Here is a 21,794-nt window from a genome sequence, read left to right as displayed (position 1 = left end):
TCCGTTCCTGGCGGATGCCGATGTGCCGGCAAAGGGAAATCATGAGAAGAGCCAGACACTGGCGGCGTGCTGCAGCGCTGCCAGCCGCCGCATTGACCGGCGCTGCCATTGCGCAGTCCGTTCCTGTCACCGGTGCGGAGCCGGTCACGCTGCCCACTGTCACCGCCACGGCCAAGGCCGAAGGCTCGCTGACCGCGCCGGGCGTAGCCAGGCAGCGCGAAACGCTGTACCAGTCGGCCGGCTCGGTCGGCTTTGTCGATGCGGAAAGCTACGCCAACACCTACGCCAGCAACTTGCGCGATGTCCTCAAGGACGCCCCCGGCGTCTACGTGCAGGAGCGCTACGGCCAGGAATTGCGGCTTTCGATCCGCGGCTCCGGCATTGCGCGCGGCTTCCACACGCGCGGCCTGGAGATCCTGCAGGACGGCGTGCCGACCAACTTCGCCGATGGCAGCGGCGACTTCTACCAGATCGACCCGATCGGCCTGAGCGCGGCCGAGGTCTACAAGGGCGGCAACGGCCTGGCGTACGGCAGTTCCACGCTCGGGGGCGCCATCAATTTCACCACGCCTACGGCCTCCACGGTGGAGGCGCCCAACCAGGTGCGCGTCGACGGCGGCAGCTTCGGCACCGTGCGCGCGGCCGGCCAGGTCTCCCGCCAGAACGGCAACTTCGATTTCCTCGCCAACCTGAGCGTGGACCACTCGGAAGGCTATCGGGACCACGAGCGCGGGCAGTATGAGCAGCTCAACGCCAACTTCGGCTATCGCTTCAGCCCGACGGTCGAAACCCGCTTCTATGTCGGCGCTTATGTCGTGGACCAGCTCCTGCCCGGCACGCTGTCGCTGCAAGAGGCGTTGAACACCCCGACCAAGGCGTCCGCCAGCGCGCTGGCCGGCGACCAGGCGCGCAATACGCGTACCGAGCGGCTGGCCAACGTCACCACGGTCAAGCTCGACAGCGGCCAGCTCGATTTCTCCACGTGGGTCATCCACAAGAGCCTGTACCACCCGATCTTCCAGGTCGTCGACCAGGACTACTGGACCTATGGCTTCGCGCCGCGCTATACCGGCACGCAGACGGTAGGCGGCATGCGCAACCAGGTCATCGCCGGGGCCAGGTTCTTCGGCGGCAACAATGACGCGCGCCAGTACGTCAACGTCTCGGGCAACCGCGGCGCCCAGACGCTCGATGCCAGGCAGGATGCCTACAACTACGAGGCCTACCTGGAAGACCGCCTCTACGTGGTGCCCACCGTCGCGCTGATGGCCGGTGCCAAGGCCTACTACAACGAGCGCCGCTACAAGGACTTCGGCGGCCTGGCCGCCAACCCCGTGCCCAAGGCCGACGACACCAGCTACAGCGGCGTGAACCCCAAGTTCGGCGTGCTGTGGGAGCCCGTCAAGGACGTGCAGGCCTTTGCCGACATCACGCGCAGCGCCGATGTGCCGGATTTCACTGACCTGAACCAGACCATCAGCACCACCACGCAATTCGTCCCGCTCTCCGCACAGCACGGCTGGACCCTGGAGCTGGGCACGCGCGGGCGCCGCGAGCGCCTGGCCTGGGATCTCACGCTGTACCGCTCGCTGGTGCGCGACCAGTTGCTGCAGTACACGACCAACCCCAACGTACCGGCCGCCACCTTCAATGCCAACCGCACCACGCTGCAGGGCGTGGAACTGGGCTTGAGCGCCGACCTGCTGCAGAACGTCGCCACCACGGCCGACAAGGTCACGCTGTCGCAACTGTGGAACTACAGTGATTTCCGCTTCGACAACGATCCGCAATACGGCAACAACCGCATTGCCGGCGTGCCCCAGCACGTGCTGCGCACCACGCTCGCGTACAGCCAGGCGTCGGGGCTGCGCATCGCCGGCACGATCGACTGGGTGCCGACGGGCGCCTTCGTCGACTACGCGAACACCCTGAAGGTGCCATCGTACGTGCTGTTTGGCGTGCAAGCCAGCTACGACTTCAAGCAGGGCCTGACGGTCTTCCTGGATGCGCGCAACCTTGGCAACAAGCGCTACGTGAGCGATTTCAGCACGGTCACCGATGCGCGCACGGCCAATACGGCAGTGTTCTATCCCGGCACCGGGCGCGCGCTCTATGCAGGCGTGCGCTACAAGTTCTGACCGGATTGCTGCGGCAAATCCAGGTAAAAAGGCCGCGTCCCCGGGACGCGGCCTTTTCTTTTGCGGCCAGCAACGGCATCAGTTTGCGCGTTCCACCGGAGGCGGCATCCACGTGCCGTCGAGCAGCGCCTGCTCCGGCCAGTACGCGCGCAGGGTCATGTTGAGCGCATCGGGCGGGGCCGGCAGCCAGTTGGCCACCCTGCCGCGTTCGGGACGCTCATGCTGGATATAGATATCGAGCGAGCCGTCGCGGTTGTAGCGCAGGCGGTCGCGGCTGCCGATGGCATAGCGCCCGATGGGGTTCTCGACGAAGGCCTGGCGCTGGTTGTACAGCGACAGCGACCAAAATGCCTTGGCGGGCGGCAGCTGGTCCTTGGCGAAGTGCAGGACATAGCTGGTACTGCCCTGCAGCGACTTGCCCGCGGCGTCGGTCCGGGTCGAGGCATAGATCGCATCTTCCGGCAGGTTGGCGCCAAGCCCGACCATGGCAGTGACCGCGCGGCGCCCGTAGTTGGCACCGTAGTTGCCCAGGTCCCGGTGCATGACCCAGCCATTGCCGGCGTCGGCGTTGCCGCGGCGGGACATCTCGTAGATCCCCTGCAGCGCCGCGGTCGCGCCTTCCTGCACGGCCCGCGCGGTGGCGGGTTCAAGCACCGTGGTCTTGAACGGCACGCCCGGCTCCAGCCCCATGCGGCGAATTTTCTCCACCATGGGGGCGTCCGCCGGGGCGGGCGGATTGGCGGGCAACAGGCTTGCAAAGCGGCTGAAGAACGCCTGCGCGTCCATGGCCGCGACCTGCTCGACCGGCGGGGATTGCGTGTCCAGCGTCGGCGAAGGCGCTGCCGGCTTCACCGGCGCCGCGCGTACGCCCATCTGCCACGCGGACAGCGGCGTCAGCCGGTACTGGTCCTGCAGGCGGTGCACGGCAGGGAAATCCTTCTTGCCGTTGGCCTGGGTGCGCCCGATCAGCCAGACCATGGCCGTGGGCGACTTGATCTGCTTCATGCCCTTGGGCAGCGGACCTTCCCAGCCCGGACCGGTGATGACGAAGTTGCCGCGCTGCGTGCCGGTGGTGCGCTTGCCGGGCGAGGCGAAGACGTTGGTCCACGCGTCCATCAGCGGCATCAGGTAGTAGCGGCCGCGGGTGTCGGGCACCGACAGCACCACCGGCTCCTTGGACAGGTCCAGCCAGGCCGACGAATACAGCGTGTCGGCATTGGGGGTGACCACTTCGGTGAAGCTGGCGTCCGGGAAGGTGCGCTTGTGGCTGAAGGTATTGGGCGGCGTGCGCAGGCTCATCAGCTCGCGCGTCACGTCCATCAGCACCAGCGGGTAGGCGTAGGTGAAGACTTCGGCGGACAGCGCCTTCATGGCCTGGTTCGACGGCGGCTGCTCGGCGGCAACCGTCGCGACAGGTTCATGCGTGGTGGAGCAGGCGCCGAGCAGGAGGGCGAGCGCCGCGACGCCCGCCATATGGCGGATGGAAGGATTCATGACCCCGATTCCCTGATTTGTTCTTGGCGGCCTTCTTGCGGGGTCGACCATGGCGTGAGCCAAGTTACCCCGGAGGCGCATCTATTCCGACCGAATCATGTCCGCCCACCCTGTATGTGTCAATTCCTATGAAGCGGGGATGCGAGGGGAAGCGAACCAAGCGGCGCCGGAAGGGCGCCCTTGCCCATCAACTGTAGGCCTGCTGCAACAGATTGCAATCCGGTGCGCAGACCTTCGCGAAAGGTCTGCCGCGAGGGCCTCAATAGCGCAGCTGCACGTCGTCGACGCGGGCCGTGCGCCCGTTGTAGAGGCAGGTGAAGCGGAATCCGATCGAGGCCTGGCTGTTGTCCGGTTCGAACGTGCCTTCGCCCGTGACTGCGGCCATGCCGCCGGGGCGCGGGCTGACCTGTTCGCGGTCTTCCAGCAGGAAGAGGCTGCCGGGCTCGGGGTGTCCCCTTTTCACATTGCTGGTAACGGCCTGCTCGCAAGCGTCGGCTGCCACCTTCGGCACGATCCTGGGCTCCGGCGCCGGGTGCGACGCGGGCCGGGTCGCCAGCTGCGGCGGCGTCTCGCAAGCGGCCAGCAGCAACGCGAAGGCGAGGCATAGGTACGAGGCTCGGGACACAGCGGACATCCTCCTAAAAGTGCAGTACAGCAATCAGATTAGGTCTTCCTGGCCGGAAATGCCAAATGCACAACTCTGCACCGGCGCGGCCATACGGAAATCCCCGGGGCGGAGCGAAGCGGCCATCGCCGCTACACTATGGGGCTGCCTGCCACGAAACATCGCACGAACCTAGCACCGGCGCCAGACCGGTCCTGCCACATCCAGCCGCGCGGCCCCGCCGCGCGCCGACACAATGACAACGACCGAGACAACCCCGATCCAGCCCGCCAAGCCGTCCACCCTGTTGCGCGCCGCCGCCAGCCTGCTGGTGGTGCGCGATGGCGCGCAGGGCATGGAAATCCTGCTGGTCCGCCGCGTCGAGCGTGCCAACGACCGCAGCAGTGGCGCCTATGTATTTCCTGGCGGCACCCTGGATCCGCAAGACGAGGCCCTGCATCGCCATGCCGCGGGGCTCGACGATGCCGCTGCGAGCGAGCGCCTGAACCTGCCGGCCAAGGGCCTGGACTTCTACCTGGCGGCCGTGCGCGAATGCTTTGAAGAAGCCGGCTTGCTGCTGGCTTACCACCGCGACGGCGAGATGCTGGCGCCGGGCCACCTCGATGCCGCCCAGCAGGACTTCCTGCGCCAGGCGGTGCAGCGCGGCGGCCCCGGGCTGGCGCACGCTTGCGCGGAACTGGGCCTGCGGCTGGCGCCGGACCGCCTGGCCTACCACAGCTACTGGCTCACGCCGCCCGGCCTGCCCAAGCGCTTCGACACGCGATTCTTCGTCGCGATCGCGCCCACCGGCCAGGTCGCGATCCACGACGGCATGGAGATCGTCGAGCACCGCTGGATCCGCCCCGGCGAAGCCGCGGACCCGGCCAGCGGCCTGCCGATGATGCATGTCACGCGCCGCACGCTGCAGTCTATTGCCCACTTCGAGACGGCGCACGACTGCTTTGCCAGCACCGCGAAGTTGCGCGACATCGCCTGCATCATGCCGCGGCTGGCCACCGGCGCGGCCGGCGTGCGGCCGGTCATGCCCAACGAATCGAGCTATGCGGAGATCGGCCGCATCGACCCGGAAGGCAGGACCCACGCGCGTTACGAGCTGGCCCCCGGCGAGCCCGTGCAGCTATCGGAGCGGGTCTGGCGCGTCACGGCCAATAACGGCAGCGTCATGACAGGCCCCGGCACCAATACTTACCTGGTCGGCGGTGGCGCACGCAATGAGTGGGCCGTGATCGATCCGGGCCCCGATGATGCCGCCCATGTCCAGGCCGTGCTGGCGGCCGCGCCGGGCCCGATTCGCTGGATCGTGGTCACGCACACGCATCTGGACCATTCGCCCGCGACCCCCGCGCTGCAGGCCGCCACCGGCGCCATGGTGCTCGGCCGGGCCGCACCGGCGACCCAATGGCAGGACACTGGCTTTGTCGCCACGCGCGAGCTGCAGCATGGCGAGCGCCTCGCCATTGGCGACGATTGCACGCTGCGCGTCATCCATACGCCGGGCCATGCGTCGAACCATCTTTGCTATTTGCTCGAGGAAGAAAAGACCCTCTTCACCGGCGACCATGTGATGCAGGGTTCCACGGTCGTGATTGCCCCGCCCGATGGCGATATGCGCGCCTACATCGATTCGCTGGCCGCCCTGCAGGAAGAAGACCTGGAATGGCTGGCGCCGGGCCACGGCTTCCTGATCGCACGCCCGCAGGAAGCCATCCGCCTGCTGATGCGGCATCGCCTGCATCGCGAGGCCAAGGTCGTCAACGCGCTGCGCGATCTCGGCCCGGCCCCAATCGAGGCCCTGCTGCCGCGCGTCTATGACGACGTGCCGGAGCGCATGCACCCGGTGGCCCAGCGTTCGCTGCTGGCGCACCTGCTCAAGCTGGCGGCGGACGGCAAGGCCATCGAAACTGCGGGCCACTGGCAAACCGCCTGATCCGCGCCTGCGCCCCCGGGCCGGACCACCGCGCCGCTATCGCAGCGGCGCGGCGGGCGCGCCCGCCTGCCAGGCCCGCCGCAGCGCACGCAGGTCCTCGGCGGAGGCATCGGTAATGGCCAGGAACCGCATGCCGTCGGCGTCCCAGCTCTCGAGCTGGTAGCCCTGCCGCGATCCCGATACCTTCGGCGGCAGGCTTGCCGCGCCCTCCGGGAAGACGAACACATCGACGGGATGCTGGTTGCGCCGGTAGACCACCACGGCCACCGGACGGCCATCCAGGTAATCGAGCCTTCCGCCGGCCAGCACGAACCCTTGCGCCGAGAGGTCCCGCACGACTGGCGCATAGTCCAGCCGGCCGTTGAACCACGGCTTGACCGTATGCTGGTCCAGCGACGCCACGTCGAGCGGCCGGCCCGAGAGCAGCGCCCTAACGTGGCTGGACACCATCTCGCGCGCGACCGCGTCCCCTTCGTACCGGTAGCGGGCCAGTTGCCCCGCGCCGAGCGCCACCGCCAGCACCATGGCCAGCGCCAGGCCGAGGCGTGCCGGATTGCCCCAGGGAATCCACTTGCCCAGCTTGCCCCAGGTCGTACCGGAACGTTCCCGCGGCGGCGCCGGCAGGCTTGCCATCAGCCGCGCCCGCAGTGCGCTGTCGGCGCGATGATAGGTGGCGCCTTCGCGCACAACGTCGCGCAGGGCACGGATACGGGCCATCTCGCCGGCGCAGGCGGGACACGACGCCAGATGCGGATCCAGCCGCGCCAGGTCGGCCGGGCTGAGTTCCCCGTCCGCGCCGGCATGCAGCAACCACCGAGCCTCATTGCAGTCCATTGCCCACCTCCCCGGCCGTTCCTGCCAGGCCATCCGGCCGTGCCGCTTCCGTCGGCGGCACGCCGGCCCGCTCCACGCGCAGTGCCGATATCGCGGCGGCCAGCGCATGCCGTGCCCGGGCCAGCCGCGACATGACCGTGCCAATCGGGATCGCGGCAACCTGCGCGATATCGCGGTAGCACAGGTCCTCCAGTTCGCGCAGGATGATCACCTCCCGCAGCGGCGCCGGCAGGCGCGCCAGCGCCTCGTGCACCAGGCGGATATCCTCGGCGCGCAGCAGGCAGCCCAGGGGCTCGCGCTCGCCGGCGTCCTGCCAGCCAGGCCACGCCTGGGCGACATCGATGCCGTCTTCATACGGCGCGGCATCGCGGGCGGCCCGGTCGCGGTTCCAGGCGGAGAACCAGGTATTGCGCACGATCGCCAGCAGCCACGGCCGCGGCCGGTCGCCGTGATAGCTGCCGAAATAGGTGTAGGCGCGCAGCAGCGCCTCCTGCACCACGTCTTCCGCCTCGGCCGCGCCACCGCTCAGCCATCGCGCAAGGTTGTAGGCCGCATCCAGGTGCGGCAGGACCAGCTCGGCAAACCGGCGGCGCTCGTCAGCGGCGTTCACGGCACTCCTTAGTCCAGGCCTGGCGGAGTCCGCGCGAATGGCCTCCGTCCGCCGTGTTTACCGGCGTCGGTAGCAGTTTATTCCGTTGCCCCGCTTTGTTGGCTCGCCGACGAGCCAGCGGGAATAGAAGCGGGCCCGGCGCGGTATGACAGGCATGCGGCCTTGTGCCGGACTCCCGAGGAGAACACCATGCCTGCCAACCCCGTTCCGAACCGGCGCGATTTCCTGCGCCTTGCCGCCGCCGCGGGCGGCGCCGTCCTGGCGTCCGCCTTGCCGGGCTGGGCGGCAGCGCCGGGCAAGGACTTCTACTTCGTGCAGCTTTCCGACCTGCACTGGGGCTTCCAGGGGCCGCCGAACCCCGACGCGCGCGGCACACTGCCCAAGGCCATCGCGGCCGTCAATGCACTGCCCGCCCCGCCCGATTTCATTGTCTTTACGGGCGACCTGACCCATACCACCGACGACCCCGACGAACGGCGCCGGCGCATGCGTGAAGTCAAGGCGCAGATCGACACGCTCCAGGTCAAGACCCGCTACCTGATGCCCGGCGAGCACGATGCCAGCCTGGACCGCGGCGAGGCCTTCCAGGAGTTCTTTGGCCCTACGCACTACACCTTCGACCACCAGGGCGTCCACTTCATCGTGCTCGACAATGTCTCCGATCCGGCCGGGCGCGTCGGCGCGGCCCAGCTCGACTGGCTGGCCTCGGACCTGTCCCGCCAGCAGCGCGACGCCCCGATCGTCGTATTCACGCACCGGCCGCTGTTCGACCTGTATCCGCAATGGGACTGGGCGACGCGCGACGGCGCCGACGTCCTGCAGCGCCTGGATCCGTACCGCAACGTCACGGTCTTCTACGGCCACATCCACCAGGAACACCACCACCAGACCGGCCACATTGCCCACCACGCCGCACGTTCGCTGATGTTCCCGCTGCCGCCGCCGGCCTCGCAGCCGATGCGCCAGCCCGTGCCGTGGGATGCCGAACACCCATACCGGGGATTGGGATGGCGCCAGGTCACCACGCAACAGCCACCGTGGCGCCTGGCGCTGGAAGAACGGCCCATCGCCACCTGACCGCGGCCCCAAAGGAGCATAACGATGATCGAGCAAACGCCCTTCCGCCCCGCGCGACGCCGCAGCCTGGCCTGGCTCGCGGCGCTGGCCGCATCGGTACCGTTCTGGACCGCGTCGGCCGCCGTGCCGCGGCGTATCCCCGTCACCGCGCGGCGCTTTGTATTTACACCGAACCAGATTGCCCTGCGCAACAATGAATCCGTGATCCTCGAGCTGACCGCGCTCGACGTCATCATGGGCTTCAGCGTGCCGGACCTTGGCATCCGCGTGGACCTGCCGCCCGGCAAGAAGGTGGAGGTTCCGATCCATGCCACGGCAGCCGGGTCCCACGTGTTCCTGTGCGACATCTTCTGCGGCTCGGGGCATGAATCGATGAACGGGCAAATCGAGATCAGTTGACCGTCGCGCCATGGCGGCGCCCGTTGTGGCTGTCAGCCGCCTAGCATGGAAGCAATCGGCCGGGCCAGCGCGGTCCGGCCCCAGCTGGGAGACAACCATGCCGCAGCGCGACAGCGACAAGTTCACGGGTGCCGTTCCCGAACTGTACGAGCGGTACCTCGTGCCGATGATTTTCGCCCCGTACGCCGCGGACCTCGCCCGCCGGGCGGCCGCCCTGCAACCGGCCAGGGTGCTGGAAATGGCGGCCGGCACGGGCGCACTGACGCGCGAGCTGGCCCGGCAGCTGTCGCCACAGGCGTCCATCGTGGCAACGGACCTCAACCCGCCCATGCTGGAACGCGCGCGGGCCGCCGGCACCAGCCGCCCGGTCGAGTGGCAGGTGGCCAATGCCATGCAGTTGCCGTTCGATGACGGGAGTTTCGATCTGGTTGCGTGCCAGTTCGGCGTCATGTTCTTTCCCGACAAGCCCGCCGCATTCGCCGAAGCGCGACGCGTGCTGGCCCCCGGCGGCACGCTCTTGTTCAACGTGTGGGACCGCATCGAGGACAACCACTTCACCGATATCGTCTGCCAGGCACTCGCCACGCTGTTTCCGGACGATCCCCCGCTATTCATGACGCGCACGCCCCACGGCTATCACCGGCTGGCCGAGATCGCCGGGCACCTGCGGCAAGGCGGCTTTCTCGCGGCGCCTGCCATGGAAACGCTGCCACAGACCAGCGTGGCCGAATCGGCGCGTATCGCGGCGGTGGCCCTGTGCCAGGGGACGCCGCTGCGCCCGGACCTGGAGTCGCGCGGGCCGGACGCATTGCAGCGCGCCACCGACCGTTGCGAGCAGGCGCTGGCGCAGGCCTTCGGTACGGGCGTCATCGAAGGCCGCATGCAGGCGCATGTGGTCGCCGTCGTCGCCTGAGGGCGAGGCCGGCACGCCTTGCCCCCACCTTGGCAGGGGATCCCCCAAACAGGTGATGTGGCCGTAGACACTGTTTCCCATAATCCCTGCACGACCGGCCATAGAGCCGGCGCCTAAAGGGGTCAGTCATGGAAACCATCACCTTGCTGGGCGGCTATATGGTCGCCGTCCTTGTCGCATTGCTGGTCGCTGCGCGCTGGAGGCTCAAGCATGACCCGGCGCTGCGCATGGATCCGCCGCCGGATTCCCCTGGCCAGCCCTCGTCTCCACCTGGCGACTGACACGGCGAGGGCCGCGCTCCGTATCATTGCGGTTTTGCCCCGCGGGACCATCCCGCCCCTGGATTTCGCCTGATGTCCGTTCCTACCGCGCTGCTGGTCATCACCGCGGCTCTCAGCGCCATGATGCTCGCGATCGTCTGGTCCCTGCGCCGTTGCGGCGTGCCGGGCGTCGCGGACTGGTGCCATGCCAACCTGATCGTCACCCTCGCCCTGGCGCTGTTCGCGCTGCGTGGCCAGATCAGCGACCTGCTGTCCATCGTGCTCGCCAATGCCGCGCTTTGCTGGGCACTGGCGATGTTCTATGCGGGCTGCGTGCGCTTTACCGGCGGCCAGCCGCGTTGGGGCCGGCTGGCCGCGGGCACGCTGGCCACCATGGCCGTGGTGGTGGCCTGGCGCTATGTCTTCGACGTATTCACCACGCGCGTGGTCGCGGTCTCGGCCTTTCATGCGGCGCTGTGCGCGCTGACCGGCATCACGCTGATCCGCAGGCGGCCGCGCGGCGGTGCCGGCAACTATCACCTGACCACCGCCGCCTTCGCGCTCTTCTTCGCAACCGGACATGCGGCGCGCGGCCTGCTGTCGGCGTTTTCGCTGATGGGCGACCCGTACAGCCTGCAATCGCCGGGACTGAACACGCTGTTCCTGACGCTCGGCGCGCTGGTGATGCCGGCACTGACCATGGGCGCGGTGCTGATGATCCACGACACCATGGTGCGCAAGCTCGAAGCCATCGCCAACACCGACGGGCTCACCGGCGTCATGTCGCGCAAGGCCTGGGAGGAAATGGCCGGCCGCGCGATCGCCAAAGCCGGCCACGGCAACGCCACGCTTGCCCTCGTCATTGTCGACATCGACCGCTTCAAGACCGTCAACGATACCTACGGCCATGCCGCCGGCGATGCCGTGCTGCGCGGATTCGCCGGGCTGGCCGCGGCACAGGTGCGCGCCGCCGACCGCGTGGGCCGGCTGGGCGGCGAGGAGTTCGCCGTGCTGCTGGCCGCCACGCGCCTCGCCGATGCACTGCCCATTGCGGAGCGCATCCGCACTGGCGCGGAACAGCATGCTGTACAGATCGGGGATCACGGCGCCATGGTGCGCTACACGATCAGCGGCGGTGTCGCCGCCCTGCGCCCTGGCGAGTCGCTGGCGCAGCTGTGCGCGCGCGCGGATGCGGCGCTGTATCGGGCCAAGCTGGAAGGCCGCAACCGCATCGTGGCGCATGACGATCGGCAGACAGGCTCAGGGATGGCTACCCCGGTGCGCGAAGCACTGCCAGCCTGAGCGGGATAGCAACGGACGGGACTCAGCCCTCGCCTGCCGTGCCGCGATACGCACCGGGCCGCGAGCCGGTCCAGCGCCGGAACGCGCGATGAAAGGCGCCGGGCTCGGCAAAACCCAGTTCCGCGGCAATATCGGCCACAGGCTTGCTGGTACGGCTGAGCGCGTCGATCGCCAGGTCGCGCCGGAGCTGGTCCTTGAGTTCCTGGTAGCTCGCGCCTTCGTCCATCAGGCGCCGGCGCAGCGATGACGCCGAGAGATTCAGGCTCAGTGCCAGCGCCTCGAAGGTCGGCCACTGCTCCGGGCGCTGGTTGCGCAACTGGCGCCGCACGCGCGCGGCCACGCTGCTGCGGTCCGAATATTTCACGACCACGTTATGCGGCGCGTCGCGCAGGAATGACTTCAGGCTGCGCTCGTCCTGACGCACAGGCTGGTCGAGCAGTCCTGCGTCGAATACCAATGCCGTCGCGGGCTGGTCGAATGCCGTCTGGCGCGAGTACATGACCCGGTATTCCGCGCCATACGGCGGCTCCGGATAGGAAAAGGACGCCAGCAGGATCGGCACGCGACGGTGCAGCAGCCAGCTCATCAGGCCCTGCAGCATGATCAGCATGGTTTCCTGCGCGAACACGCCGGGCAGCCGGCCCTGCGCCGCCGACGGCGCGGTGAGTACCAGCGCCGCGCGGTCTTCGTGCCGGTCCAGCCGCACGCCCAGGTCATCGAGCAGCAGGCCAAAATAGCGCGCCACGCGCTCCAGGGCCTGGGCAAAGGTGCGGCTGCCCGCCACCGCGTGGCACAGCATGGCAAAGCTGCCGCACTTCATGCTGCGCGAATCCTGGCCGAAGAATTCATCGTCGAGCGCGGCGGCCACGGCCATCCACAGGTCGCTGTAGCTCGCCGTGGAGACCCGCGCCTGCGGCACCGCCAGCAGCGCAGGGGCGATGCCGGCGCTGCGCAGCACCGGCTCGGGATCCAGCCCGCGGGCCTGCAGCCCCGAGATGGCGTGGTGGACAAAGCAAATCGCGACGCTGCCTTTTTCCATGGTGCGGCCACGCTCCGGATAGCCGCTGGGCACCGGGCGGATGGCTTTCGAGTTCACAAAGAATGGCGGATTTTGGCATAGGAGCGCCGGCTTGCGGTTTCTACACTGCGCCTGTTCGATACGAAGACCGCCAAAGACCCCTCAATCGCGCCAGCCGCGCCCCAGCCATGCACAGCGACTACACCGAAGAGCAAACCATGATCCGCGACAGCGCGCGCACCTTTGCCAGCGAGCGGCTCGCCGCGGGCGCCGCCGAGTGGGACCGCGCAGGAAAGCTGCCCGCAGACGTGGTCGCCGACATGGGCGCGCTCGGCCTGCTCGGCATGATCGTGCCGGAGGAATGGGGCGGCACCTATACCGACTACGTGGCCTATGCGCTGGCCATCGAGGAAATCGCCGCCGGCTGCGCCGCGTGCGCCACGCTGATGAGCGTGCACAACTCGGTCGGCTGCGGTCCGGTGCTGCACTACGGCACTGACGCGCAGAAACAGCGCTACCTGCCGCGCCTGGCCAGCGGCGAAATCATCGGCGCCTTCTGCCTGACCGAGCCGCAGGCGGGCTCCGAGGCCCACAACCTGCGCACGCGCGCCCAACCCACGGAGCGCGGCTGGGTGCTGAACGGCAGCAAGCAGTTCGTCACCAACGGCCAGCGCGCCGGCGTGGCGGTGGTGTTCGCCTCCACCGAGCCGGAACGCGGCAAGAAGGGCATCTCGGCCTTCCTGGTGCCGACGGACACGCCAGGCTTTATCGTCCACGCACCCGAGAAGAAGCTGGGCATCCGAGCCTCGGATACCTGCGCCATCACGCTGGAAGATTGCGAAGTGCCGCACGACGCGCTGCTCGGCGAGCCCGGCGAGGGCTTGCGCATCGCCCTGTCCAACCTCGAAGGCGGCCGCATCGGCATTGCCGCGCAGGCCATCGGCATCGCCCGTTCGGCGTTCGAGGCCGCGTGCCGCTATGCGTCGGAGCGCGTGCAGTTCGGACGGCCGCTGCGCGAACACCCGCCCATCGCCAACATGCTGGCCGACATGGCCACCGAACTCAACGCCGCGCGCCTGCTCGTGCATCGCGCCGCGCGCATGCGCACGCAAGGGCTGCCGTGCCTGTCGGAAGCGTCGCAGGCCAAGCTCTATGCCTCCGAACTGGCCGAACGCGTGTGCTCCAAGGCGCTGCAGATCCACGGCGGCTACGGCTACCTGGAGGACTACCCCGTCGAGCGCCACTACCGCGACGCGCGCATCACGCAGATCTACGAAGGCACCAGCGAGATCCAGCGCATGCTGATCGCGCGCAGCCTGTAGCACCGGCTTGACCTATCAAATCCGCCTGACTTGCATCCCCATCCAGAACCGACCGGAGACATCATGAGTGCACTGCCCCAGACCGCCAACGCCGTTCCGACCGTCCCGCTGCTGATCAACGGCGAGTGGGTGGAGTCATCCGCCACGGATTTCCGCAATGTGGTCAACCCCGCCACGCAGGAGGTCCTGGCCCGCGTGCCGCTGGCCACGGCCAGCGAAGTCGCCGCGGCGGTGGATTCGGCCCACCGCGCGTTTGCCACCTGGCGCCATACGCCGATCGGCGCGCGGCTGCGCATCATGCTGCGCTACCAGGCACTCATCCGCGAACACAGCAAGCGCATCGCCGCCATCCTCACGGCCGAACAGGGCAAGACACTGGCCGATGCGGAAGGCGACATCTTCCGCGGCCTGGAAGTGGTGGAGCACGCGTGTTCGATCGGCACGCTGCAGCAAGGCGGCTTTGCCGAGAACGTGGCGGCCACGGTCGATACCTATACGTTGCAGCAGCCAATCGGCGTGTGCGCCGGCATCACGCCGTTCAACTTCCCGGCCATGATCCCGCTGTGGATGTTCCCGATGGCCATCGTCTGCGGCAATACCTTCGTGCTCAAGCCGTCGGAGCAGGACCCGCTGTCGACCATGGAACTGGTCAAGCTGGCCGTGGAAGCCGGCGTACCGCCGGGTGTGCTGAACGTGGTGCAAGGTGCCAAGGAGGTCGTCGACGCGCTGTGCACGCACCCCGATATCAAGGCCGTTTCGTTCGTCGGCTCGACCGCGGTCGGCACCCATGTCTACAACCTGGCTGGTGCGCATGGCAAGCGCGTGCAATCGATGATGGGCGCCAAGAACCATGCCGTGGTGCTGCCTGACGCGCACAAGGAGCAAACCTTGAACGCCCTGGCGGGCGCGGGCTTTGGCGCTGCCGGCCAGCGCTGCATGGCGACCTCGGTCATCGTGCTGGTGGGCGCCGCGCGCGAATGGGTGCCCGAACTCGTGGCCAAGGCAAAGACGCTCAAGGTCGGCGCTGGCGCGGAAGCGGGTACCGATGTCGGTCCGGTGGTTTCGGTCGCGGCCAAGGAGCGCATCCTCGGCCTGATCGCCTCCGGCGAGAAGGAAGGCGCCACGCTGGCGCTGGACGGCCGCAACGTCGACGTGCCGGGCTACCCGCAAGGCAATTTCATCGGCCCGACGATCTTCACGGATGTCACGACCGACATGTCGGTCTACACCAATGAGATCTTCGGCCCGGTGCTGGTGGTCATTGGCGTGGAGACGCTGGACGAGGCCATTGCACTGGTCAACCGCAACCCGTTTGGCAATGGCACCGGCGTGTTCACGCAGAGCGGCGCGGCGGCGCGCAAGTTCCAGAGCGAGATCGATGTCGGCCAGGTTGGCATCAACATTCCCATTCCGGTGCCTGTCCCCTACTTCAGTTTCACCGGCTCGCGCGGCTCCAAGCTCGGCGATCTGGGCCCGTATGGCAAGCAGGTGGTGCAGTTCTACACCCAGACCAAGACCGTGACGGCGCGCTGGTTCGACGATGCCACGGTCAATGACGGCGTGAACACGACCATCAGCCTGAAATAAGCGCGCTACGCACCGACCCGCCCGACACTATCCAGGAGACCCGACATGCATATCGCCTTCATCGGCCTCGGCAACATGGGCGCCCCCATGGCGCGCAACCTGCTCAAGGCCGGCCACGCGCTGACCGTGTTCGACCTGAACGCAGCTACCGTGGCATCGCTGCGCGCCGATGGCGCGGCAGCGGCCGACTCCGCCCGCAAGGCGGTGGCGGAGGCCGACTTCGTCATCACCATGCTGCCCGCGGCCGCACATGTCCGCACGGCCTATCTTGGTGAGGAAGGCGTGCTGGCGGGCGTGCGCCGCGGCGTGCCGCTGGTCGATTCCAGCACCATCGACCCGGCCACTGTGCGCGAACTGGCCGCTGCAGCCGCCGCGCATGGCAATGCGCTGGCCGATGCGCCGGTGTCTGGCGGCACCGGTGGCGCGCAGGCCGGCACGCTGACCTTCATGGTCGGCGCGACGCCGGCGCTGTTCGAGCAGGTCAAGCCTGTGCTCGCCAATATGGGCCGCAACCTGGTTCATTGCGGCGACACCGGCACAGGACAGGTCGCGAAGATCTGCAACAACCTGATCCTCGGGATCTCGATGATCGGCGTGTCGGAGGCCATGGCGCTCGGCGTGCGGCTGGGCATCGACGCCAACGTGCTGGCGGGTATCGTCAATACCTCGACGGGCCGTTGCTGGTCGTCGGACACCTATAACCCGTATCCCGGCGTGATCGAGACCGCCCCGTCGTCGCGCGGCTACACGGGCGGCTTTGGCGCGGAGTTGATGCTCAAGGACCTGGGCCTGGCGGCCGATGCAGCGCGCAGCGTCAAGCAGCCACTGTTCCTCGGCACACTCGCGCAGCAGCTCTATCAGGCCATGAGCCAGGCCGGCGACGGCCAGCTCGATTTCTCCGGGGTGATCCGGCAATACCAGCCCAAAACCGGGACCTGACCGAGACAACTCATGATCGAATTCTCCCTGGACGGGCACATCGCCCGACTCACGCTCAGCCGCCCACCGGCCAATGCCTTCACTGCCGAGGGACTACTGCAGCTGCAGGATGTTGTCGCGAAGATTGACGCCGATCCGGAGGTCCGCGCCGTCGTCATCACCGGCAGCGGCGACCGCTTCTTCAGTGCCGGTGCGGACCTCAATGGCTTCGCCGAAGGCGACCGCGCTCATGCACGCGTGATGGCGCAGCGCTTCGGCGCGGCGTTCGAAGCACTGCAGAATGCGCGGCCGCTCGTGATCGGCGCGATCAATGGCTACGCCATGGGCGGCGGGCTCGAATGCGCGCTCGCCTGCGATGTGCGCATTGCCGAAGAGCAGGCGCAGATGGCCTTGCCCGAGGCAGCCGTGGGCCTGTTGCCCTGCGGCTGCGGCACGCAAACCCTGACCTGGCTGGTCGGCGAAGGCTGGGCCAAGCGCATGATCCTCACCAATGAGCGCGTGGATGCTCCAACGGCGCTGCGCATCGGGCTGGTGGAAGAAGTGGTGCCACGCGGCAAGTCGCTGGACGCCGCGCTGGCCATGGCCGAACGCGCATGCGCCGTGAGCCCGCGCGCGGCGGCCTACAGCAAGCAGCTCGTACATCTCGCGCGCCAGGGCGTGCCGCGCCAGGCCGCACTCGCGCTGGAACGCGAGCGCTTTGTCGACCTGTTCGACGGCGAAGACCAGCGTGAAGGCGTCAATGCCTTCCTGCAGAAACGCACGCCGCAATGGCGCAATGGCTAGGAGGCGATCATGCGATTGACACCAGAAAGCACCGCTGCCAACTCCGCCATCGACGCTGAGCCCGAAGTCCTGTTCGAGCTCATCAACCGCGTCGGCCTGGTCACGCTGAACCGGCCACGCCAGCTCAATGCGCTGTCCTATCCGATGGTCACGATGCTGGCCGCGCAGCTCGATGCGTGGGCCGCACAAGACGAGATCGAAGCCGTGGTACTGCGCGGCGCCGGGCCCAAGGCGTTTTGCGCGGGCGGCGATATCCGCGCGCTGTATGACAGCCATCGCGACGGCACGCCGCTGCAGCGCCAGTTCTTCATCGACGAGTACCAGCTCGACTACCGCCTGCACCGCTATCCCAAGCCGGTGGTGGCGCTGATGGATGGCATCGTCATGGGCGGCGGCATGGGCCTGTCGCAGGCGGCGCACCTGCGCATCGTCACCGAACGCTCGCGCGTGGCCATGCCGGAAACTGGCATCGGGCTCGTGCCGGATGTCGGCGCAAGCCATTTCCTGTCGAAGATGCCGGTCCAGCTGGCGCTCTATCTCGGGCTGACGGGTGTAACCATAGGCGCCGAAGATGCCTTGCTGTGCGGGCTCGCGGACGCCGCTATCAATAGCGTGACGCTGGCCGGCCTCGAAGAAACGCTGCGAACTGTTCGCTGGAGTGGCCAGCCACTGGACGACCTGCGCCGCACGCTGGTACGCGAGCCGATCTGCAGCGCGGCGGACGCGCCGCTGCTTGACGTGCTGCCGGCCCTGATGCGGCATTTCCCGGCTGATGCAGCGCTCCCCGAGATCATCGCCGGCCTGGCCTGCCAGGAAGATCCACGCTACGCCGAGTGGGCCGCGCGCACGGCGGACATCTTGCGCAAGCGCTCCCCCCTAGCCGCGTGCGCCACGCGAGAACTACTGCTGCGCGGCCGCCGGCTCGACCTGGCCGACTGCTTCCGCATGGAACTGGCGGTGGTGGTGCAGTCGTTCACCCGTGGAGATTTCATCGAGGGCGTGCGAGCGCTGATCGTAGACAAGGACAACGCGCCCAACTGGCGTGTGAGCAGCTACGACGCCGTCGACCGGAGTGCGGTGGAGGTGCTGTTCGCGCGCTGGTGGCAACCGGGTGATGATCCGCTGCACAAGCTGCGCTGAGGCCCGTGCCCGATCCGGAAGGCCTGCGCCGTTACCACGCAGGCCAGCTTCCTGCCCTCAGGCCTTGTGCTTGCCGTGCCCGTCCGCGGGCTCGGCGACTGGCACCTTGATCAGCCCATCCGCACGGAACATCGCCTTGATGCCGCGCACGGCCTGCCGGATGCGGGCTTCGTTCTCGATCAGCGCGAAGCGCACGTATTCATCGCCATAGTCGCCGAAGCCAATGCCCGGCGAGACCGAGACTTTCGCCTTGGCCAGCAGCTGCTTGGCGAACTCCAGCGAACCCAGCGAACGGTATGGCTCCGGGATGCGCGCCCAGATATACATCGACGCCTTCGGGATATCCACCGGCCAGCCCGATTCGATCAGCCCTTTCGCCAGCACGTCGCGACGCGACTGGTAGTGCGCGGCAATTTCCTTCACGCATTCCTGGTCGCCCTCCAGCGCGGCAATCGCCGCCACCTGCACCGGCGTGAAGGTGCCGTAGTCGTGATAACTCTTGATGCGCGTGAGCGCGGCCACCAGGTCAGGGTTGCCGACCATGAAGCCAATGCGCCAGCCCGCCATGTTGTAGCTCTTGGACAGCGTGAAGAACTCCACGGCAATATCCTTCGCGCCCGGCACCTGCATGATCGACGGCGCCTTCCAGCCGTCGAAGACAATGTCGGCATAGGCCAGGTCGTGGACAACGAAGATATCGTGCTTGCGCGCGAGTGCGATCACGCGCTCGAAGAAATCCAGCTCCACGCACTGCGCGGTCGGGTTCGAAGGGAAGCCAAGCACGATCATCTTCGGCTTCGGATAGCTGCCGCGGATGGTGCGCTCCAGCTCCGCGAAGAAATCGACGCCCGGCACCAGCGGCACGGAACGGATATCGGCGCCGGCAATCACCGCGCCATAGATATGGATCGGGTAGCTCGGGTCGGGCACCAGCACGGAGTCGCCGCGATCGAGGGTGGCCAGCATCAGGTGCGCCAGGCCTTCCTTGGAGCCGATGGTGACGATGGCTTCGGTATCCGGATCGATCTCCACGTCATAGCGTTCGCGGTACCAGTGCGAAATCGCGCGGCGCAGGCGCGGAATGCCCTTCGACGTGGAATAGCCATGCGTGTCCGGCCGTTGCGCGGCCTCTACCAGCTTGGCGACGATATGCGGCGGCGTGGCCCCGTCCGGGTTGCCCATGCTCATGTCGATGATGTCCTCGCCACGGCGGCGGGCGGCCATCTTCAACTCGGCGGTGATATTGAAAACGTACGGGGGAAGGCGATCGATGCGCGCAAAGCGGCGCTTGCCAGAGCTGGCAGTCATGAAGGTGTCCTTTACGTAAGCGCCCGGAACCGTCCGAGCGACGTCGGCAACCGCTGTCTCGGCTGCCGGGGGACCATGTTAGCGGGGATGCGGGGATTGCACAACGGGGGAACGGCGCCGATGCACGTCCGCTAGCACTTCGCGTTTAGACCATTGAGGAAATCGCTGGCCACCCGTACGCATTCATCAAAACTCCGGCTGAAGCCGGTCCTCTGGATGCTGGCGAACTGCTCTCTCATGATCGGCACACCCGCCGAGACTTGCGCGAGGAATGCCTCTGCATGGCGCAGCAGATACGGCGCGGCATGTGAAAGCGCCTGCAGATCACGCTCAACCACAACGGCCAGATCGAAGAGATCGCGCGCGGTGGCCCGGTCACCGCGATGGTAGAGCTTCTTGGCAACGATTTCCGCGGCGGTCTCCACCCTCACGGGCTGTCCCATGATTTCCCAGACTTCGAAAGGACTCGCGGTCAGATTCGGCGATGCCACGATATCAATCTCGCCGGCATCGAGCACGAGTTTGACGAAGTTGCCTTGCTCGACATAGTCCGCCGTGATCGTCTCCGCAGCCTCGCTCAAACGAGGGGTGACATAGCCCAAGTACTGCGGGTCAGGAACAAAGAGATCGATATCGCGCGAAAAGCGGTGGCCGTACCGAAGCATCAGCACGGTGCCGCCGCCAAACGTCCAGAACGGCTCGATGCCGCCATGCCGGCGCACTTCGTCCATCAAGGTGAACGCGTGCGGAAACAGCGTTTCCCAGACGTCGCCACGCAAGGCAACCTTTACGCCCACAAGCCACCCCGCGTTGCCGTCAGGCCTTGTGCCAGCGTCCGAAGATTCTTCCAGATCTCCGCCGGTTTGCGATGCTGCCGGGCAGCCACTTCCGCTACCACTTTGGTGACCAGCTGCAGCGGCGCTTCATCGAGTACCTGCGCAAGCTGGGGCCGATGCTCGGCTGGAATCTCGCCCGTTGCCAAGGCGCGCTCCAGTTCATCGGGGGTGAGTTCGCCCGCGTAACTGACATTGGCGCTCTTCGCCGCCATCCAGAGTGCGCGCGTCGGCGCGCCCCTGGCTTTGCGGAGTTGCTCGGGATCCGAAATGTCCAGCGACAGGCCCAGCACATCCAGAAGCCGACCTAGCGTGTCCAGCGTCGCATTGACCGTGCCGTGCTCGATGCCATTGAGCGACTGGCGCGACAGCTGCGCCATGTCGGCCAGCTGCTGCTGGGTCAAGCCGAGTTCCGAGCGCTTGCGCTGGATGGTGGTTCCAAATGTTGCAGGATTCATGGTTCGGGTCCGACAGTCTTGCCTGTCAAGTATAGACGACAAAAAGACCCATAACTCTCTCAAGCCGTCCCCGCAAGGCCGAATGATGCAGTTTTGCGCCGCTACCAAATAGTCCTGACATGTTTGTAGGCGCGGATCTTCTCATCTCGAGTGACAAGAGGGGCCGCCAACTTGCGCGCTGTAGCGACGATCATGCGGTCCGCCGGATCCTTGTGGAACGCTCCCGGCAACTGGACCGACTTGATCGAGATATCGACGTCCACCGGAAAGAAGCAGACCGCGTCAATATCCGCCACCGTGTCCAGCCAGATCTCCACGTCCATGGACAGCACGAGCTTCTCGCGTTCCACCAGCATCGCGATCTCCCATGCCGAAATCGCCGAAACGACGATTTGCCCTTCCCGACATTCGCGGTCGATCGCCGCCTTCGCCTTGGCACTCAGCTCTGCGCTTCCACTCGCCCACCAGACCAGGGCATGCGTGTCCAGCACGATCACTGGCCCGCCTCCCATTCCACGTCGATCGGGTCCGTCGGGTTGTCATAGCGGACGACCGTGCCGGACAGGATTTCCAGTGGGTCCCGGTCAAGGCCGCGAAAGGGACTTATTACCAGCGCAGGCTTGCCGTGGTCCGTCACGACCACGTGCTCACCAGACTGCTCGATTTGCCGAAAGTATTCCAGCGCCTTGGCCTTGAACTCCGTTTTGGAAACCTGGATGCCTTGCATGGTAAGCCCTCGAGTCTTCTTCGAACGCATCATCGCACCCTAAATGACTATATTGAATAGTCATTTTACGACATGAGGCTGAGATCAGTCTTGCAATCGG

At 67.1% G+C, this 21,794-nt stretch carries 22 protein-coding genes; 12 read left to right on the top strand and 10 right to left on the bottom strand.

The window, feature by feature from the left end; all coding sequences use genetic code 11:
* The first annotated feature begins 41 nt into the window (after positions 1–41).
* Positions 42–2,138, top strand: coding sequence for a TonB-dependent receptor family protein (locus AC3FKH_RS10410; RefSeq protein WP_488675244.1), 2,097 nt, complete (start codon positions 42–44; stop codon positions 2,136–2,138).
* A 78-nt stretch (positions 2,139–2,216) separates the two neighbouring features.
* Here AC3FKH_RS10410 and AC3FKH_RS10405 read toward each other — a convergent pair whose 3' ends face one another.
* A complete protein-coding gene (locus AC3FKH_RS10405; RefSeq protein ID WP_488675242.1) occupies positions 2,217–3,632 on the bottom strand; it encodes a DUF1254 domain-containing protein in 1,416 nt (471 codons plus the stop codon).
* 259 nt (positions 3,633–3,891) lie between these two features.
* Entirely contained in the window at positions 3,892–4,266 is a 375-nt protein-coding gene (locus tag AC3FKH_RS10400; RefSeq protein ID WP_488675240.1) for a short-chain fatty acid transporter, read from the bottom strand.
* Positions 4,267–4,492: 226 nt separating this feature from the next.
* On the opposite strand from AC3FKH_RS10400, the gene AC3FKH_RS10395 reads away from it, so the two are divergent.
* Positions 4,493–6,184 (top strand): MBL fold metallo-hydrolase, encoded by a 1,692-nt coding sequence (locus AC3FKH_RS10395; RefSeq protein ID WP_488675238.1) that lies wholly within the window; start codon positions 4,493–4,495, stop codon positions 6,182–6,184.
* Between the two features lie 36 nt (positions 6,185–6,220).
* On the opposite strand, the gene AC3FKH_RS10390 is transcribed toward AC3FKH_RS10395, so the two are convergent.
* A complete protein-coding gene (locus AC3FKH_RS10390; RefSeq protein ID WP_488675237.1) occupies positions 6,221–7,018 on the bottom strand; it encodes an anti-sigma factor family protein in 798 nt (265 codons plus the stop codon).
* A complete protein-coding gene (locus AC3FKH_RS10385; RefSeq protein WP_488675236.1) occupies positions 7,005–7,628 on the bottom strand; it encodes an RNA polymerase sigma factor in 624 nt (207 codons plus the stop codon). The genes AC3FKH_RS10390 and AC3FKH_RS10385 overlap by 14 nt, the downstream gene beginning before the upstream one ends.
* A 189-nt stretch (positions 7,629–7,817) precedes the next feature.
* Here AC3FKH_RS10385 and AC3FKH_RS10380 point away from each other — a divergent pair, with 189 nt between their 5' ends.
* From AC3FKH_RS10380 to AC3FKH_RS10360, 5 genes are all read left to right on the top strand, one after another.
* Positions 7,818–8,705 carry a metallophosphoesterase family protein gene (locus tag AC3FKH_RS10380; RefSeq protein WP_488675234.1) on the top strand — a complete coding sequence of 296 codons (888 nt, stop codon included), beginning with the start codon at positions 7,818–7,820 and terminating at the stop codon, positions 8,703–8,705.
* A gap of 24 nt (positions 8,706–8,729) precedes the next feature.
* Complete coding sequence (locus AC3FKH_RS10375; RefSeq protein WP_488675232.1) at positions 8,730–9,104, top strand: cupredoxin domain-containing protein; 375 nt, start codon at positions 8,730–8,732, stop codon at positions 9,102–9,104.
* 97 nt (positions 9,105–9,201) lie between these two features.
* Positions 9,202–10,017, top strand: a complete 816-nt coding sequence (locus tag AC3FKH_RS10370; protein ID WP_488675230.1) for a class I SAM-dependent methyltransferase — start codon at positions 9,202–9,204, stop codon at positions 10,015–10,017.
* Between the two features lie 128 nt (positions 10,018–10,145).
* Positions 10,146–10,298: a hypothetical protein gene (locus AC3FKH_RS10365; protein WP_483734308.1), complete on the top strand. Its 153-nt coding sequence runs from the start codon at positions 10,146–10,148 to the stop codon at positions 10,296–10,298.
* 72 nt (positions 10,299–10,370) lie between these two features.
* The gene (locus AC3FKH_RS10360; protein ID WP_488675228.1) at positions 10,371–11,579 is read left to right on the top strand and encodes a GGDEF domain-containing protein; all 1,209 of its coding nucleotides are present in this window, start codon (positions 10,371–10,373) and stop codon (positions 11,577–11,579) included.
* A 22-nt stretch (positions 11,580–11,601) separates the two neighbouring features.
* Here AC3FKH_RS10360 and AC3FKH_RS10355 read toward each other — a convergent pair whose 3' ends face one another.
* A complete protein-coding gene (locus tag AC3FKH_RS10355) occupies positions 11,602–12,618 on the bottom strand; it encodes an AraC family transcriptional regulator (protein WP_488675629.1) in 1,017 nt (338 codons plus the stop codon).
* A 167-nt stretch (positions 12,619–12,785) separates the two neighbouring features.
* On the opposite strand from AC3FKH_RS10355, the gene AC3FKH_RS10350 reads away from it, so the two are divergent.
* The 5 genes from AC3FKH_RS10350 to AC3FKH_RS10330 all read left to right on the top strand — a co-directional run bounded on the left by AC3FKH_RS10350 (position 12,786) and on the right by AC3FKH_RS10330 (position 18,368).
* On the top strand, positions 12,786–13,919 hold the full coding sequence (locus AC3FKH_RS10350) for an acyl-CoA dehydrogenase family protein (protein WP_488675226.1): 1,134 nt from the start codon (positions 12,786–12,788) through the stop codon (positions 13,917–13,919).
* Between the two features lie 63 nt (positions 13,920–13,982).
* Positions 13,983–15,506 (top strand): CoA-acylating methylmalonate-semialdehyde dehydrogenase, encoded by a 1,524-nt coding sequence (locus tag AC3FKH_RS10345; protein ID WP_488675224.1) that lies wholly within the window; start codon positions 13,983–13,985, stop codon positions 15,504–15,506.
* 45 nt (positions 15,507–15,551) lie between these two features.
* Positions 15,552–16,445, top strand: a complete 894-nt coding sequence (gene mmsB / locus AC3FKH_RS10340; RefSeq protein ID WP_488675223.1) for a 3-hydroxyisobutyrate dehydrogenase — start codon at positions 15,552–15,554, stop codon at positions 16,443–16,445.
* Between the two features lie 12 nt (positions 16,446–16,457).
* Positions 16,458–17,228 (top strand): enoyl-CoA hydratase, encoded by a 771-nt coding sequence (locus AC3FKH_RS10335; protein ID WP_488675221.1) that lies wholly within the window; start codon positions 16,458–16,460, stop codon positions 17,226–17,228.
* Between the two features lie 9 nt (positions 17,229–17,237).
* Entirely contained in the window at positions 17,238–18,368 is a 1,131-nt protein-coding gene (locus AC3FKH_RS10330; RefSeq protein WP_488675219.1) for an enoyl-CoA hydratase/isomerase family protein, read from the top strand.
* 57 nt (positions 18,369–18,425) lie between these two features.
* Here AC3FKH_RS10330 and alaC read toward each other — a convergent pair whose 3' ends face one another.
* From alaC to AC3FKH_RS10305, 5 genes are all read right to left on the bottom strand, one after another.
* Complete coding sequence (gene alaC / locus AC3FKH_RS10325; protein WP_488675217.1) at positions 18,426–19,676, bottom strand: alanine transaminase; 1,251 nt, start codon at positions 19,674–19,676, stop codon at positions 18,426–18,428.
* Positions 19,677–19,807: 131 nt separating this feature from the next.
* Positions 19,808–20,473: a nucleotidyl transferase AbiEii/AbiGii toxin family protein gene (locus AC3FKH_RS10320; RefSeq protein ID WP_488675215.1), complete on the bottom strand. Its 666-nt coding sequence runs from the start codon at positions 20,471–20,473 to the stop codon at positions 19,808–19,810.
* Positions 20,464–20,967: a helix-turn-helix transcriptional regulator gene (locus AC3FKH_RS10315; protein ID WP_488675213.1), complete on the bottom strand. Its 504-nt coding sequence runs from the start codon at positions 20,965–20,967 to the stop codon at positions 20,464–20,466. Before AC3FKH_RS10315 ends, AC3FKH_RS10320 begins: the two co-directional genes overlap by 10 nt.
* Positions 20,968–21,068: 101 nt before the next feature.
* A complete protein-coding gene (locus tag AC3FKH_RS10310; protein ID WP_488675211.1) occupies positions 21,069–21,464 on the bottom strand; it encodes a type II toxin-antitoxin system VapC family toxin in 396 nt (131 codons plus the stop codon).
* A complete protein-coding gene (locus AC3FKH_RS10305; protein WP_488675209.1) occupies positions 21,461–21,694 on the bottom strand; it encodes a type II toxin-antitoxin system Phd/YefM family antitoxin in 234 nt (77 codons plus the stop codon). The genes AC3FKH_RS10310 and AC3FKH_RS10305 overlap by 4 nt, the downstream gene beginning before the upstream one ends.
* Positions 21,695–21,794: the final 100 nt, after the last annotated feature.

The sequence above is a fragment of the Cupriavidus sp. 21MJTG02-4 genome, from assembly GCF_057798975.1.
Note: the sequence above shows the minus strand (reverse complement) of the source record. Positions and strands in the feature narration are given on the sequence as shown.